This is a genomic window from Amycolatopsis sp. MtRt-6 (assembly GCF_017308975.1).
Classification (GTDB): domain Bacteria; phylum Actinomycetota; class Actinomycetes; order Mycobacteriales; family Pseudonocardiaceae; genus Amycolatopsis.
Genome location: NZ_JADWPD010000008.1, coordinates 276,127 through 287,988 on the forward strand (window position 1 = coordinate 276,127; position 11,862 = coordinate 287,988).

Below are 11,862 nucleotides of genomic sequence, written 5' to 3' on the forward strand. Positions count from 1 at the left end.
CGTGGCGCACCCGTGCCACCCACCGCCTCCCGGGGCCCCGGCTACCCTCGCGCGGGTGAAGACGACCCGGGTGCCCGCCGCGGTCTGCGGCCTGCTCGCGCTGCTGCTGGGCCTGCCGTTCGCCGGCGGGACCGCGCCCGGCGCCCTCGACGCCGCCGCGGCCGGGGCCGTCGCGCACCTCGGGCCCGGCGTGGTGCGGGCGCTCGTCCTCCCCACCGAGCCGTACGTGGTGCTCGCGCTGGGCCTGCTCGGCGTCTTCCTGTGCCTGCGCGCCGGACGGCGGTGGGAGGCCGGGGTCGCGCTCACCGCGCCGCTGGTGGCGATCCTGCTGACGGCCTGGCTGCTGAAACCGCTCTACGACCGGTGGAAGAACGGCACGCTCGTCTACCCGAGCGGCCACACGGTGAGCCTGGTGGCGGTGCTGACCGTGCTCGTCCTCGTCACGCGCCGGGTCGTCGTGGTCGTGCTGTCCGCGGTCGCGCTGCTCGCCGCGGCCATCGGGCTCGTCGGCATGGGCTACCACTACCTCACCGACGTCGCCGGCGGGACGCTGTTCGCCGTCTCGGTCGTGCTGTTCAGCTGGCCGGCACGGCGTCCCGCGCCAGCGCCGTCAACCGGCTGACCGCGCGCAGGTACTTCTTGCGGTAGCCGCCGTTCACCATCTCCTCGGTGAACAGCGACGGCAGCGGCTCGCCCGACACGACCAGCGGGATGGCCCGGTCGTAGAGCCGGTCGGCGAAGGCGACCAGGCGCAGCGCCACGTTCTGGTCCGGCGCCGGGTGGATGCCGCGCAGGTGCACGCGGGTGACGTCGTCGAGCAGCCGCCCGTAGCGCGACGGGTGCAGCTCCGCCAGGTGCGCGCACAGCGCGTCGAAGTCGTCCACAGTGGACCCTTCGTGCGCGGCGGCCGACGACTCCAGCTCCGCCGGCGTGACCGGCGGCGGCGCGTCCGGCAGGCCGCGGTGGCGGTAGTCCGGGCCGTCGACGCGGACCACGCCGAAGCGGGCCGACAGCGTCTGGATCTCGCGCAGGAAGTCCTCGGCCGCGAACCGGCCCTCGCCCAGCTTCTCCGGCAGGGTGTTCGACGTCGCCGCGACGAACACGCCGGCGTTCATCAGCTCCTGCAGCAGCCGGGTGACGAGCGTGGTGTCGCCCGGGTCGTCCAGCTCGAACTCGTCGATGGCCAGGATCCGGTGCGCCGAGAGCCGCCGGACGGCCTCGGCGAAGCCCAGCGCGCCGACCAGGTGGGTCAGCTCGACGAACGTGCCGTACGCCTTGGGCGACGGCACCGCGTGCCACGTCGAGGCGAGCAGGTGGGTCTTGCCGACGCCGAACCCGCCGTCGAGGTAGAGCCCCATCGGCCCGGCCGGCTCGGCGGAACCGCCGAAGAGCTTGAAGCGCTTCTTCTCCTTGCGCACCCCGACCTTGGCGGCGAACGCCGAGCACGCCTCGACCGCGGCGGCCTGGCTCGGCTCGTCCGGGTTCGGGAGGTACGTCTCGAACCGGACGGCGCCGAAGCGCGGCGGCGGCACCAGCGCGCCGATCAGCTCGTCGGCGGACAGCTCGGGGCGGCGGCCGGTCAGGTGCGCGGGCATGGTCGCAGAGCCTATCGGCGTCACGCATGCCGCTGAGCGGGCATATCCCCCGGTAGAGACGTGCTTCACGTCCGTGCTGGGATGATCACGTGCGGAGCGTGTGGCCCGAAGCGACGGGCGAACTGACCGGTGCAGACCTCGAGGCGATCTACGCCTACCCCGAGGACCTGGACCGCCCCTGGGTGCAGGTCAACTTCGTCGCGTCCGCGGACGGCGCCGTCGAGATCGACACCACCTCGGCGGGGCTGTCGCACGCCGCCGACCGCCGGGTCTTCCTGCTCGGCCGCGACCTGGCCGACGTCGTCCTGGTGGGCGCGGGGACCGTCCGCGCCGAGAACTACCGCGGGGTCGTCCCGGGCGCGAAACGCCTGGAGCGCCGTCGCCGCCTCGGGTTCACCGGTGTCCCGCCGATCGCCGTCGTGACGCGCACCGCCGACCTGGACCCCGCTTCCCGGCTGTTCACCGAGACCGCCGTGGCCCCGATCGTGGTCACCACGGACGCGGCCGACACGAGCGCGCTCGAAGCCGCCGGGGCCGAGGTGCTGCGGGCCGGCGCCGAAGACGTCGACCTCGCGCGCGCCCTCGACCTGCTGGCCGCCCGCGGCCTGCGCCGGATCGCCTGCGAAGGCGGCCCCGGCCTGTTCGCCCGGCTGATCGCCGCCGATCGCGTCGACCAGCTGTGCCTGACCGTCGCGCCGCTGCTGGTAGCCGGGACCGCGGGCCGGATCGCCGCGGGCGCCGCGCCCGCCGTCCCGCGCCGGCTCGCCCTCGCGTCGATCCTCGTCGAGGACGGCTTCACGTTCCTGCGCTACCGCCGGGACGCCGGGTGAACGACGACCTCCTCGTCCGGGCCGCGCGCGGCGACGAGACCGCGTTCGGCGCGCTGGTGCGGGAGCACACGCCCCGGATGTACCGGGTCGCGCTGCGGATCACCGGCAGCCCGGCCGAGGCCGAGGACGTCGTGCAGGACGCGTGGCTCGCCGCGTGGCGGTCGCTGTCCGGGTTCCGGCAGGAGTCGGCGGTGTCGACGTGGCTCTACCGCGTCGTCACCAACAGCGCGCTGGCCGTGCTGCGCCGCCACCGCCCGACGGTCTCGCTCGACGACCCCGCCCCGCAGTCCACTGTGGACAGCGCACTGCTCGCCGCGGCGGTGCCCGGCCCCGAAGGCCGGGTCGTGCGGGCCGAAGAGGTCGACACCGTGCTGCGGGCGGTCGGCAGGCTGGAGCTGTCCCAGCGGGTGCCGCTCGTGCTGCGCGAGCTGGAGGGCCTGAGTTACGAAGAGGTCGCCGAAGTGCTCGACGTGAACGTCGGCGCCTTGCGTTCCCGGCTGCACCGGGCCAGGGTGGCGCTGCTCGCCGAGTTGAGGGAACGGTGATGGCCGAGACCGAGGATCCCGAGTCCGACCCCCGCTGGGACGCCGTGCGCCGGGCGGCCGCGCACCGGGTGCCGACCCCGCCCGGCCTGGTCGAACGCGTGCTGCGGGCGGTCGCGCGCGGCCGCCGGACGGCGGTCGACGTGCCCGGTGAGGCGGGCCGCCCGCGCGTCACCGGCGACGTCGCCGACCGGCTGGCCCGGACGGTCGCGGCCGACGGCCTGCGGGTCTCGGCCGTCGCGGTCGAGGACGACGTCGTGCAGGTGCTGGTGTCGGTCCGGTTCGGCATCGTGGCCGGCGAAGCCGCCGAAGCGTTCCGTCGGGAGCTGACCGCCGAGCTGACCCGGCAGCTGGGTGTCGCCTGCGCGGTGGACGTGCACGTCGTGGACGTCCACCCGGGGTGAAGATTCCCCCGATCGGGCGACATTGCGTGAGGGTGGTGCGCGCCCGGGCATCGTAAGGGCGAGAACAGCCGAGAGGAGCCCGCACGCATGCACCCGGAACGGACCGAGAGCCCCGGCACGGTCACCCCGCTCAACGAAGAGGGCGCGGCCGGCCGCACCACGATTTCCTCGCTGGTCGTGCAGAAGGTGGCCGGCCTCGCCACCCGCGAAGTCGCCGGCGTCCACACGCTGGGCGGCGGCGGGGTGTCCCGCGCGATCGGCGCGCTCCGCGAGCGCATCCCCGGCTCCGGCACGGTCACCACCACCGGCGTCTCGGTGGAGGTCGGCGAGAAGCAGACGGCGATCGACCTCGACGTGGTCGTCGAGTACGGCGCCCGCATCACCGACGTCGCCCGCGCGATCCGGCGCAACGTGATCACGGCGGTCGAGCAGATCACCGGGCTCGAGGTGATCGAGGTGAACATCGCGGTCAACGACATCTTCCTGCCGGGCGAGGAAGAGCCCGAGTCCACGCGCGTGGAATGAAGGCCCGCGGCAGTTTCCCCGTCCCGTCCAAGGAGGACATGTGAACGCAACGCAGACCGGGCTCCTGGCCGGGCTGATCCTCGGCCTCGCCGCCACCCAGGGTTTCACCGCGTTCCTGGTGACGCTGGCCGTCGGCGTCATCGGGCTGGTCGCCGGCCGGGTCCTCGACGGCGAGCTCGACCTCGGCGAGCTGTTCGGCAAGGGCCGCGACAAGTGAGCCCCGCCCTGCCGCGGGAGCTCGCCGAACCCGCCGAGCGCGGCACCCTCACCATCGCGCACGCGGTGGTCCGCAAGGTCGCCCAGCACGCGGCCGGCCAGGTCCCCGGTACCGCCCGCGACGGCAAGAGGGCACCGAAGGCCAAGGTCGGCGGCCACGACAACGACGTCGACCTCGCCCTCGACCTGGCCCTGCGCTACCCGGCGGCGGTCCGCGCGGTCGTCGGCGACGTGCGGGCCAAGGTGGCCGAAGAGGTCGAGGGCATCACCGGCTACCGCGTGCGGACCCTGGCCGTGACGGTGTCCGCGCTGGTGCCGGACGTGCCGCCGAGGGTGCGGTAGCCGTGCGCCCGTTCGTCCGCATCCTCGCCACCCTGCTCGGCCTGGCCTTCGCGGCGGCCGGGGCGCTGCTCGCCCTGGAAGTCGGCTGGCACTGGTGGCGCCCGGGTTCGGCGCCGCTGCTGGTGCCGTGGCCGCGCTGGCAGGCCGAGCTGGCGGCCCTGGGCTGGGACGCCTCCGCGGTGCGCGTCGCCGCCGGGGTGGTGGCCGCCGCGGGCCTGGTCCTGGTGGGCTGCGCGCTCGCCGCCGGCAACCGCGCGGTGCGGCTGACCGACCCGGCCGACGAGGTGAGCGTCTCGACGTCACCGCGGTCGCTGGCCCGGCTGGTCGGCCTGACCGTGCGCGCGCAGGACAACGTCGCGGGCGCGTCGGTCACCGCGAGCGCCCGCCGCATCCGTGTCCGCGCGAAGAGCACGCTCGAGACGGAGGGCGAGCTGCGGCCGCGCCTGCTGGCGACGGTGTCGGCGCTGCTCGACGAGATCCCGCTCGTGCGGCGGCCGAAGGTGACGGTCGTCGTCGACTCGCCGAAGGACCGCCGATGAGCAAGACGGCCGCCGCCAAGGCACTTTCCCGGTCCTACACCGGCGAACGCACCCTGACGTTCCTGATCGGCCTGCCGGCGTTCGCGGGCGGCACGCTGGCGCTGGTGGCCGGCCTCGGCGGGCTCGGCGAGTTCCGCGGCCGCCGCCCGCTGCTGGACCCGATCGCGGTGGACTGGCTCGGCACGCACGCGACCCCCGCACGCATCGCCGCGCTCGTCCTCGGAGTGCTGCTGTTCGTGCTCGGGCTGCGGTGGGCCCTGCGCTCGCTGCGCCCGGAACCCCGCCCGGACCTGGACCTCGACCGCACGGAGGGAGCCGAGCTGGTGGTGACGGCGGCCGCGGTCGCCGGCGCGGTCCAGGCGGACGCGGAGCAGCTCGACGGCGTCAGCCGGGCCCGCGTCCGCGCGGTCGGCTCGCGCACGTCTCCGGCGTTGCGCGTCACGCTGTGGCTGCGCGAAGGCACGGACCTGAAGGCGGTGTGGGCGGACCTCGACGCGCGGGTGCTGACCAGGGCCCGGGACTCGCTCGGCCTGGATTCGCTGCCGACGGCCGTCCGCCTGGAACTCGACACGGCCCCGGCGAAACGCGTGCGCTGAGCCGGCGTTTTCCGCAGAATGCGGGGCATGCCCCTCCCGCTGCAGCCGCCGCTGAAGCCGATGCTCGCCAAGCCCGCCAAGGCCATCCCCGACTCCGGCGGCCTGCTCTTCGAGCCCAAGTGGGACGGCTTCCGCTGCATCGTCTTCCGCGACGGCGACGAGCTGTACCTGCAGTCGCGCGCCGAAAAACCGCTCAACCGGTACTTCCCGGAGACCGTCGCGCGGCTGCTCGACATCCTGCCGCCGCGGGTCGTGCTCGACGGGGAGCTCGTCGTCGCGCGGGAGGGGCGGCTCAACTTCGACGCCCTCACCGAACGCATCCACCCCGCCGAAAGCCGGATCACGCTGCTGGCCGCCGAACAGCCCGCCGAGTTCGTCGCCTTCGACGTCCTGGCCCTCGACGACGGCTCCCTGCTCGACGAGCCGACGTCCGTGCGCCGCGAACGGCTCACCGAGCTGGCCGGCGACCGCTTCCCGCTGACCCCGGCCACCACCGACCCGGACACCGCCCGGCACTGGTTCGAGCTGTTCGAAGGCGCCGGTCTCGACGGCGTCATCGGCAAACCCCTCGACGAGCCCTACACCCCCGGCAAGCGCGTGATGGTCAAGTACAAGCACCTGCGCACCGCCGACTGCGTGCTCGCCGGCCTGCGCTGGCACGTCGACGGCGGCCCCGGCGAACTCGTCGGGTCCTTCCTGCTCGGCCTGCACGACGAAAAGGGTGTGCTGCACCACGTCGGCACCGTGGGGTCGTTCCCGAAGGATCGCCGTCGCGAGCTCGCCGAAGAGCTGGCGCCGCTGGTCACCGACGGCGAAGACCACCCGTGGGGCGGCCGGGCCACCGGCGAGGCCCAGCGCATCCCCGGCGGCATCACCCGCTGGCGCGCCACCGAGCACGAATGGGTGCCGCTGCGGCCCGAGCGCGTCGTCGAGGTCGCCTACGAGAACACCGAAGGCGGCATGCCGTCGCGGTTCCGGCACAACGCGCGGTTCGTGCGGTGGCGGCCCGACCGCGAGCCCGCGTCGTGCGACTACAGCCAGCTCGACGAGCCGGCCCGCTACGACCTCGACGCCGTCTTCCGCGGCCAGGTGGTGCGGACCCGCTAACCCGCGTCCCACACCGGCCGTGCGAAGCTCGGCCTGCCCGTTGATCGACCAGACGTGAGGACACGCCCGTGCGCCGCCGCCGTACCCGTCTCCTGGCCGCGCTGCTCGCCGTGACCGCCGCCACGGGCTGCGCCGCGGGGCCGTCGGTCCGCCCGGCGCTGGTCGAGAACGACGGCAAGACGGCCGCCGGCACGCCCACCAAGACACCCGGTGTCCCGCTGCCGCCGCTGGGCGAGCCGCAGTCGCCGACGTTGAAGTGGGCCGACTGCGACGACGACACCCGCCAGCGCATCGGCACCCCGGGCGTGCCGGACAGCCTGCACTTCACCTGCGCCCGCGTCACCGCGCCGCTCGACGCCCCCGGCGAGCCCCGGCGCTCACTGGTCCGGCTGCTGGCGCTCAAGGCCGGCAGCGGGCCGGTGCCGCTGGTCGTGGTCAACGACGTCGACGGCGACCCGGGCACCGTGTACGCCGCGCGGCTGGCCGCGACGCTGCCACCCGCGTTCCTGGAGAAGTTCTCGCTCATCGGCCTGGACCGCCGCGGCACCGGGCTCTCCGGCGCCGCCCAGTGCGTCCCGGCCGACATCCGGCACGACCTCATCGACGCCGACCCGGCGCAGGGCGGCCTCGGCGACGTCCTCGACGCGGCGCGCAAGGCCGGCCAGCAGTGCGCCATCGAGCTGGACGACTCCCAGACCGCGCTGGACAGCTGGCGCGGCGCGGGCGACCTCGACGAGCTGCGCAAGCAGCTGGGGATGGAGCGGCTGAACGCGCTCGGCCACGGCGACGGCTCGAAGGTGCTGGCCGAGTACGCGGTGCGCTTCCCCGGCCAGGTCGGGCGCATGGTCCTCGACGGCGTGCCCGACCCGGGTGCCGACACGGCCGCGGTCCTCGACGCGGTCGCCGCGGGCGCTCAGTCCACATTGGACGCCTTCGCCACCGACTGCGCGGCGCGGCGCTGCGCCCTCGGCGACCCGAAGGCCGCGCTGACCGCGCTCACCGACCAGCTGCGGAGTGCCCCGCCGACGGGCGCGGACGGGAGCACGTTCGGCCCGGGCGTCGCGATGTTCGCCGTCTACACGGGACTCGCGCAGCGCTCGCGGTGGCCCGAGCTGGCCGACGCGATCGGCGCGGCGCGCTCCGGGAACACCGGGCCCCTCGCCGCGTTCGCCGCGCCGGTGCTGCAGGATTCGCGCGCCCAGCCGTCGCGGATCGACGCCACGATCGCGACCCGCTGCAACGACAGCCAGACGCGGCTCTCGGCCGATCAGCTCGACCAGGTCGTGGCCGGCATGCGCGGCAAGTACCCGCAGTTCGGCGCGGTCGTCGCCCAGCAGCTGGCCTGGTGCGGCCCGTGGCCGGTGCGCACCGAGCCGCTGCCGGCGCCGGGCGCGCCCGGCGCCCCGCCGATCCTGGTCGCGGCGACGGCGACGGACCCGGTCACGCCCGGCGTCGGCAGCACCCGCGCGGCCGACCAGATGCCGTCCGCGGTCACCATCGCCTGGCAGGGCGCGGGCCACGGCGCCCTCGGCGTCTCCCCTTGCGTCACGGACGCGGCCCGCGCCTTCCTCGTCGACGGCAAGATCCCGGCAGACGGCACCCTCTGCCCCGCCTGATCCCGTGCTTGCAGGGGCATCTCGCGTGATCAGAGGGGACACACGCGTGATTGGCGGGGCATCACCGTGATGCCCCGCCAATCACGCGAGATGCCCGCCCAATCACGCGAGATACCCCTCGGATCACGCGTGATGCCCCTCCGATCACGCGGGGTCCGGGTTGCGGCGGGTGTTGAGGCGGGCGGCCTGGCGGGTCAGGTGGTCGACCTCGGCGAAGTTCGTGGCCTTGGCCGCGGCTTCGGCGTACAGCTTGGCCGCCTTGTCCAGGTCGCCGTCGCGCTCGTGGAGGTAGGCCGACGCCGCTGTGTAGCGCGGCACCGTGTCGTCCAGTTCCGCCAGCGCCGCCAGCCCCGCGCGCGGCCCGTCCGCCTCGCCGACGGCGACCGCGCGGTTGAGCCGCACGACGGGGCTGCCGGTCAGGCGCACCAGCTCGTCGTACCACTCGACGATCTGCACCCAGTCGGTCTCCGCGGCGTCCCGCGCGTCGGCGTGCAGGGCCGCGATGGCGGCCTGGGCCTGGAACTCGCCCAGCCGGTCGCGGGACAACGCCCGCTGCAGGATCGCCACCCCCTCGGCGATCAACGCGGTGTCCCAGCGGGACCGGTCCTGCTCGGCCAGCGGGACCAGGGCGCCGGTCGCCGTCGTCCGGGAGGCCCGCCGGGCGTGGTGTAGCAGCATCAGCGCGAGCAGCCCGGCCACCTCCGGGTGGTCGATCGCCGCCGCGAGCTGCCGGGTGAGCCGGATGGCCTCGGCGGCGAGGTCGACGTCGCCGGAGTAGCCCTCGTTGAACACCAGGTACAGCACGCGCAGCACGGTCGCGACGTCGCCGGGCTGGTCGAACCGCACCGCCGACACGGTCCGCTTGGCGCGGCTGATGCGCTGCGCCATGGTCGCCTCGGGCACCAGGTACGCCTGCGCGATCTGCCGCGTCGTCAGCCCGCCGACGGCCCGCAGCGTGAGCGCGACCGCGGACGACGGCGTCAGCGACGGGTGCGCGCACAGGAAGTACAGCTGGAGCGTGTCGTCCACGGCCGCCGCGGGCCCGGGCGCCACCTCGGCGTCGACGACGTCCTCGCGCCTGCGGCGGGCGGCGTCCGCCCGGGTCGCGTCGAGGAACTTGCGCCACGCCACGGTGACCAGCCAGCCCTTGGGGTCGCGCGGCGGGTCGGCCGGCCAGCCGCGCAACGCCTCGACCAGCGCTTCCTGGACGGCGTCCTCGGCCGCCGCGAAATCGGCTCCGCGGCGGACGAGGACGGCCAGCACACCCGGGGTGAGGCTGCGGAGCAGGGCTTCGTTCACGGCTCAGCCGATCCCCTCGCCCATGACGTTGCCCGTCATTCCGTGATGGTCGGCGGCGCGGCCAGGAACGGGCGCAGCTCCAGCCACTCGTGGATCGGCTCGCCCTTCGGGCCGGGCGCGGCCGACAGCTCCGCGGCCAGTTCGAGGGCCCGCTCGTAGCTGTCGACGTCGATCACCGTCCAGCCGGCGATGAGGTCCTTGGTCTCGGGGAAGGGGCCGTCGGTGACCGGCGGCCGCCCCTCGCCGTCGTAGCGGACGAAAGTGCCCTCCGGGGCGAGCGCCTGGTGCTCGACGAACTCGCCGGTGGCGACGAGCTTGTCCCCGAAGTCCCGCATGTACTGGATGTGCGCCGCGACCTCCTCCGGCGTCCACTGGTCGATGGTCGTGTCGCAGTTGGCGGGGGCCGGCGCGCCGCGGTAGTGCTTGAGCAACAGGTACTTGGCCATCGTGGTGCTCCCTCGGTGTCGGACGGCCCATTCTGGCCGCTTCCACCCCGGGGACGGAGCCGGTTCCGGGTTCTCGACATCGCCGCGGAAGATTTTTTCCCGGCTGCCCGGGCCTACTGCCGGTAGGACTCCACCTCGGACACCGGGCGCGCCGCGGCGTCGTCCGGGTTCTCGTGGAACTCCGCCTTCGCCCGCCGCTGCCGCAGCAGGTCCCAGCACTGGTCGAGCTGCTGCTCGACCGCGGTCAGCCGGTCCTTGTCGCCGCCGCTCAGCCCCACGCCGACCGAGCGCGACCGGAGCTCGTGCTCCTCCGCGATCAGCTCGTCGATCCGGCCCAGGATCTCGCCGTCGGCCATCAGGTTCTCCTCTTCCGGGATGCTTCGCGGGTCACTCACCCAGACGCTACCCCCGCCCCGGGAATTCCCGCCGGGCCCGGTTCGTTGACCAGGGCATGAGCACCGTTGAGCTGACCGCCGAGAACTTCGACCAGACGCTGACCGACAACGACTTCGTCCTGATCGACTTCTGGGCGAGCTGGTGCGGACCGTGCCGCCAGTTCGCGCCGGTCTACGAGAAGGCCTCCGAAAAGCACGCCGACATCCTCTTCGCGAGCGTCGACACCGAAGCGCAGCAGCAGCTCGCCGCCGCCTTCGACGTCCGCTCGATCCCGACGCTGGCCATCATCCGGGACAAGACGCTGATCTACGCCCAGCCCGGCGCGCTCCCCGAGCCCGCCCTCGAAGACCTCATCAAGCAGGCTCGCGAGGTCGACATGGACGAGGTCAAGCGCAAGGCCGCCGAAGCCGAGGCCGAACAGGCCTGACCACCACCACACGACGAAGGCCGCCCCCGCGGGAGGCGGCCTTCGTCGTGTTTCAGGAACGCGTCGCGAGCCCGCGCAGGAAGAACGCCAGGTTCGCCGGCCGCTCGGCCAGCCGCCGCATGAAGTAGCCGTACCACTCGTCGCCGTAGGGCACGTAGACGCGCATGCGCGCGCCCGACGCCGCGATCCGCGCCTGCTCCTCCGGCCGGATGCCGTAGAGCATCTGGAACTCGTGGTCGTCGTCGGTCCGGCCGTGCTCCTCGGCCAGCGCGGCGGCGATCTCGATCATCCGCGGATCGTGGGAAGCGACCATCGGGTAGCCCTGGCCCGCCATCAGGACACGCAGGCAGCGGACGTAGGACTTGTCCACTTCGGACTTCTCCGCGAACGCCACGGACTCCGGCTCGGCGTAGGCGCCCTTGCACAGCCGCACGCGCGAGCCCGGCCCCGACAACGAACGGCAGTCCTGCTCGGTGCGCCGCAGGTAGGCCTGCAGCACCGCGCCCACCCACGGGTACTCGCCGCGCAGCTCACGCAGGATGCCGAGCGTCGAGTCCGTGGTGGTGTGGTCCTCCATGTCGAGCGTCACGGTCGCCCCGACCGCCTCGGCCGCCGCGCAGATCTTCCGCGCGTTCTCCAAGGCGACGTCCTCGCCGTTCGACGGCAGGAACTGGCCCACCGCCGACAGCTTCACCGAGACGTCCGCGCCCTCGGCCAGGCCTTCCGCGGCCAGCGCGGTCAGCACGGCTTCGTAGGCCGCCACGGTCGCCGCCGCCTGCGCGGCGTCGGTGGTGTCCTCGCCCAGGTGGTCGAGGGTGATCCGGCGGCCGTCGGCGGCCAGCTCCCTGGCCACGCGGACGGCGTCGGCGGTCTCGGACCCGGCGACGAACCGGCGCACCACGGAGCGCGTGGCGGGCACGGCTTCGACCAGCCGCCGGATGCCCTTCGACCGGGCGGCGGCGAGCAACGGGGCACGCAACAT

Annotated in this window: 17 protein-coding genes; 12 read left to right on the forward strand and 5 right to left on the reverse strand. The window is 74.2% G+C overall.

What is annotated here, in order from left to right; translation table 11 throughout:
* Positions 1-70 precede the first annotated feature (70 nt).
* The gene (locus tag I4Q55_RS16795) at positions 71-622 is read left to right on the forward strand and encodes a phosphatase PAP2 family protein (RefSeq protein ID WP_206788883.1); all 552 of its coding nucleotides are present in this window, start codon (positions 71-73) and stop codon (positions 620-622) included.
* On the opposite strand, the gene zapE is transcribed toward I4Q55_RS16795, so the two are convergent.
* Positions 576-1,595: a cell division protein ZapE gene (gene zapE, locus I4Q55_RS16800; RefSeq protein ID WP_206788806.1), complete on the reverse strand. Its 1,020-nt coding sequence runs from the start codon at positions 1,593-1,595 to the stop codon at positions 576-578. The genes I4Q55_RS16795 and zapE overlap by 47 nt on opposite strands.
* 89 nt (positions 1,596-1,684) lie before the next feature.
* On the opposite strand from zapE, the gene I4Q55_RS16805 reads away from it, so the two are divergent.
* The 10 genes from I4Q55_RS16805 to I4Q55_RS16850 all read left to right on the forward strand — a co-directional run bounded on the left by I4Q55_RS16805 (position 1,685) and on the right by I4Q55_RS16850 (position 8,312).
* Positions 1,685-2,425 carry a pyrimidine reductase family protein gene (locus I4Q55_RS16805; RefSeq protein ID WP_206788807.1) on the forward strand — a complete coding sequence of 247 codons (741 nt, stop codon included), beginning with the start codon at positions 1,685-1,687 and terminating at the stop codon, positions 2,423-2,425.
* Positions 2,422-2,970, forward strand: a complete 549-nt coding sequence (locus I4Q55_RS16810; protein WP_206788808.1) for an RNA polymerase sigma factor — start codon at positions 2,422-2,424, stop codon at positions 2,968-2,970. Before I4Q55_RS16805 ends, I4Q55_RS16810 begins: the two co-directional genes overlap by 4 nt.
* Positions 2,970-3,371 (forward strand): hypothetical protein, encoded by a 402-nt coding sequence (locus I4Q55_RS16815; protein WP_206788810.1) that lies wholly within the window; start codon positions 2,970-2,972, stop codon positions 3,369-3,371. Before I4Q55_RS16810 ends, I4Q55_RS16815 begins: the two co-directional genes overlap by 1 nt.
* 87 nt (positions 3,372-3,458) lie before the next feature.
* Entirely contained in the window at positions 3,459-3,896 is a 438-nt protein-coding gene (locus I4Q55_RS16820) for an Asp23/Gls24 family envelope stress response protein (protein WP_206788812.1), read from the forward strand.
* Positions 3,897-3,936: 40 nt separating this feature from the next.
* Complete coding sequence (locus I4Q55_RS16825; protein WP_206788814.1) at positions 3,937-4,113, forward strand: hypothetical protein; 177 nt, start codon at positions 3,937-3,939, stop codon at positions 4,111-4,113.
* Positions 4,110-4,454 carry an Asp23/Gls24 family envelope stress response protein gene (locus I4Q55_RS16830; RefSeq protein ID WP_206788816.1) on the forward strand — a complete coding sequence of 115 codons (345 nt, stop codon included), beginning with the start codon at positions 4,110-4,112 and terminating at the stop codon, positions 4,452-4,454. The genes I4Q55_RS16825 and I4Q55_RS16830 overlap by 4 nt, the downstream gene beginning before the upstream one ends.
* A gap of 2 nt (positions 4,455-4,456) precedes the next feature.
* Positions 4,457-4,993 carry a DUF6286 domain-containing protein gene (locus I4Q55_RS16835; protein ID WP_206788818.1) on the forward strand — a complete coding sequence of 179 codons (537 nt, stop codon included), beginning with the start codon at positions 4,457-4,459 and terminating at the stop codon, positions 4,991-4,993.
* Complete coding sequence (locus I4Q55_RS16840) at positions 4,990-5,589, forward strand: alkaline shock response membrane anchor protein AmaP (RefSeq protein ID WP_206788820.1); 600 nt, start codon at positions 4,990-4,992, stop codon at positions 5,587-5,589. Before I4Q55_RS16835 ends, I4Q55_RS16840 begins: the two co-directional genes overlap by 4 nt.
* Before the next feature lie 27 nt (positions 5,590-5,616).
* A complete protein-coding gene (locus tag I4Q55_RS16845) occupies positions 5,617-6,696 on the forward strand; it encodes an ATP-dependent DNA ligase (protein WP_206788822.1) in 1,080 nt (359 codons plus the stop codon).
* Positions 6,697-6,764: 68 nt separating this feature from the next.
* Positions 6,765-8,312, forward strand: a complete 1,548-nt coding sequence (locus tag I4Q55_RS16850; protein ID WP_206788824.1) for an alpha/beta hydrolase — start codon at positions 6,765-6,767, stop codon at positions 8,310-8,312.
* 144 nt (positions 8,313-8,456) lie between these two features.
* Here I4Q55_RS16850 and I4Q55_RS16855 read toward each other — a convergent pair whose 3' ends face one another.
* From I4Q55_RS16855 to I4Q55_RS16865, 3 genes are all read right to left on the reverse strand, one after another.
* On the reverse strand, positions 8,457-9,611 hold the full coding sequence (locus I4Q55_RS16855; RefSeq protein ID WP_206788826.1) for an RNA polymerase sigma factor: 1,155 nt from the start codon (positions 9,609-9,611) through the stop codon (positions 8,457-8,459).
* A 35-nt stretch (positions 9,612-9,646) separates the two neighbouring features.
* Positions 9,647-10,057, reverse strand: coding sequence for a YciI family protein (locus tag I4Q55_RS16860; RefSeq protein ID WP_206788828.1), 411 nt, complete (start codon positions 10,055-10,057; stop codon positions 9,647-9,649).
* Positions 10,058-10,170: 113 nt separating this feature from the next.
* On the reverse strand, positions 10,171-10,413 hold the full coding sequence (locus I4Q55_RS16865) for a DUF2630 family protein (protein ID WP_091308255.1): 243 nt from the start codon (positions 10,411-10,413) through the stop codon (positions 10,171-10,173).
* Between the two features lie 95 nt (positions 10,414-10,508).
* Here I4Q55_RS16865 and I4Q55_RS16870 point away from each other — a divergent pair, with 95 nt between their 5' ends.
* Complete coding sequence (locus I4Q55_RS16870; RefSeq protein WP_206788830.1) at positions 10,509-10,880, forward strand: co-chaperone YbbN; 372 nt, start codon at positions 10,509-10,511, stop codon at positions 10,878-10,880.
* Positions 10,881-10,932: 52 nt separating this feature from the next.
* On the opposite strand, the gene I4Q55_RS16875 is transcribed toward I4Q55_RS16870, so the two are convergent.
* Positions 10,933-11,862: a proline dehydrogenase family protein gene (locus tag I4Q55_RS16875; protein ID WP_206788831.1), complete on the reverse strand. Its 930-nt coding sequence runs from the start codon at positions 11,860-11,862 to the stop codon at positions 10,933-10,935.

Excerpts from the sequence above, each read along its gene's own strand:
- I4Q55_RS16845 (WP_206788822.1), top strand. The coding sequence starts at position 5,617 with ATGCCCCTCCCGCTGCAGCCGCCGCTGAAGCCGATGCTCGCCAAGCCC.
- I4Q55_RS16820 (WP_206788812.1), top strand. The coding sequence starts at position 3,459 with ATGCACCCGGAACGGACCGAGAGCCCCGGCACGGTCACCCCGCTCAAC.
- I4Q55_RS16840 (WP_206788820.1), top strand. The coding sequence starts at position 4,990 with ATGAGCAAGACGGCCGCCGCCAAGGCACTTTCCCGGTCCTACACCGGC.
- I4Q55_RS16875 (WP_206788831.1), bottom strand. The coding sequence starts at position 11,862 with ATGTTGCGTGCCCCGTTGCTCGCCGCCGCCCGGTCGAAGGGCATCCGG.
- zapE (WP_206788806.1), bottom strand. The coding sequence starts at position 1,595 with ATGCCCGCGCACCTGACCGGCCGCCGCCCCGAGCTGTCCGCCGACGAG.
- I4Q55_RS16865 (WP_091308255.1), bottom strand. The coding sequence starts at position 10,413 with ATGGCCGACGGCGAGATCCTGGGCCGGATCGACGAGCTGATCGCGGAG.
- I4Q55_RS16815 (WP_206788810.1), top strand. The coding sequence starts at position 2,970 with ATGGCCGAGACCGAGGATCCCGAGTCCGACCCCCGCTGGGACGCCGTG.
- I4Q55_RS16870 (WP_206788830.1), top strand. The coding sequence starts at position 10,509 with ATGAGCACCGTTGAGCTGACCGCCGAGAACTTCGACCAGACGCTGACC.
- I4Q55_RS16860 (WP_206788828.1), bottom strand. The coding sequence starts at position 10,057 with ATGGCCAAGTACCTGTTGCTCAAGCACTACCGCGGCGCGCCGGCCCCC.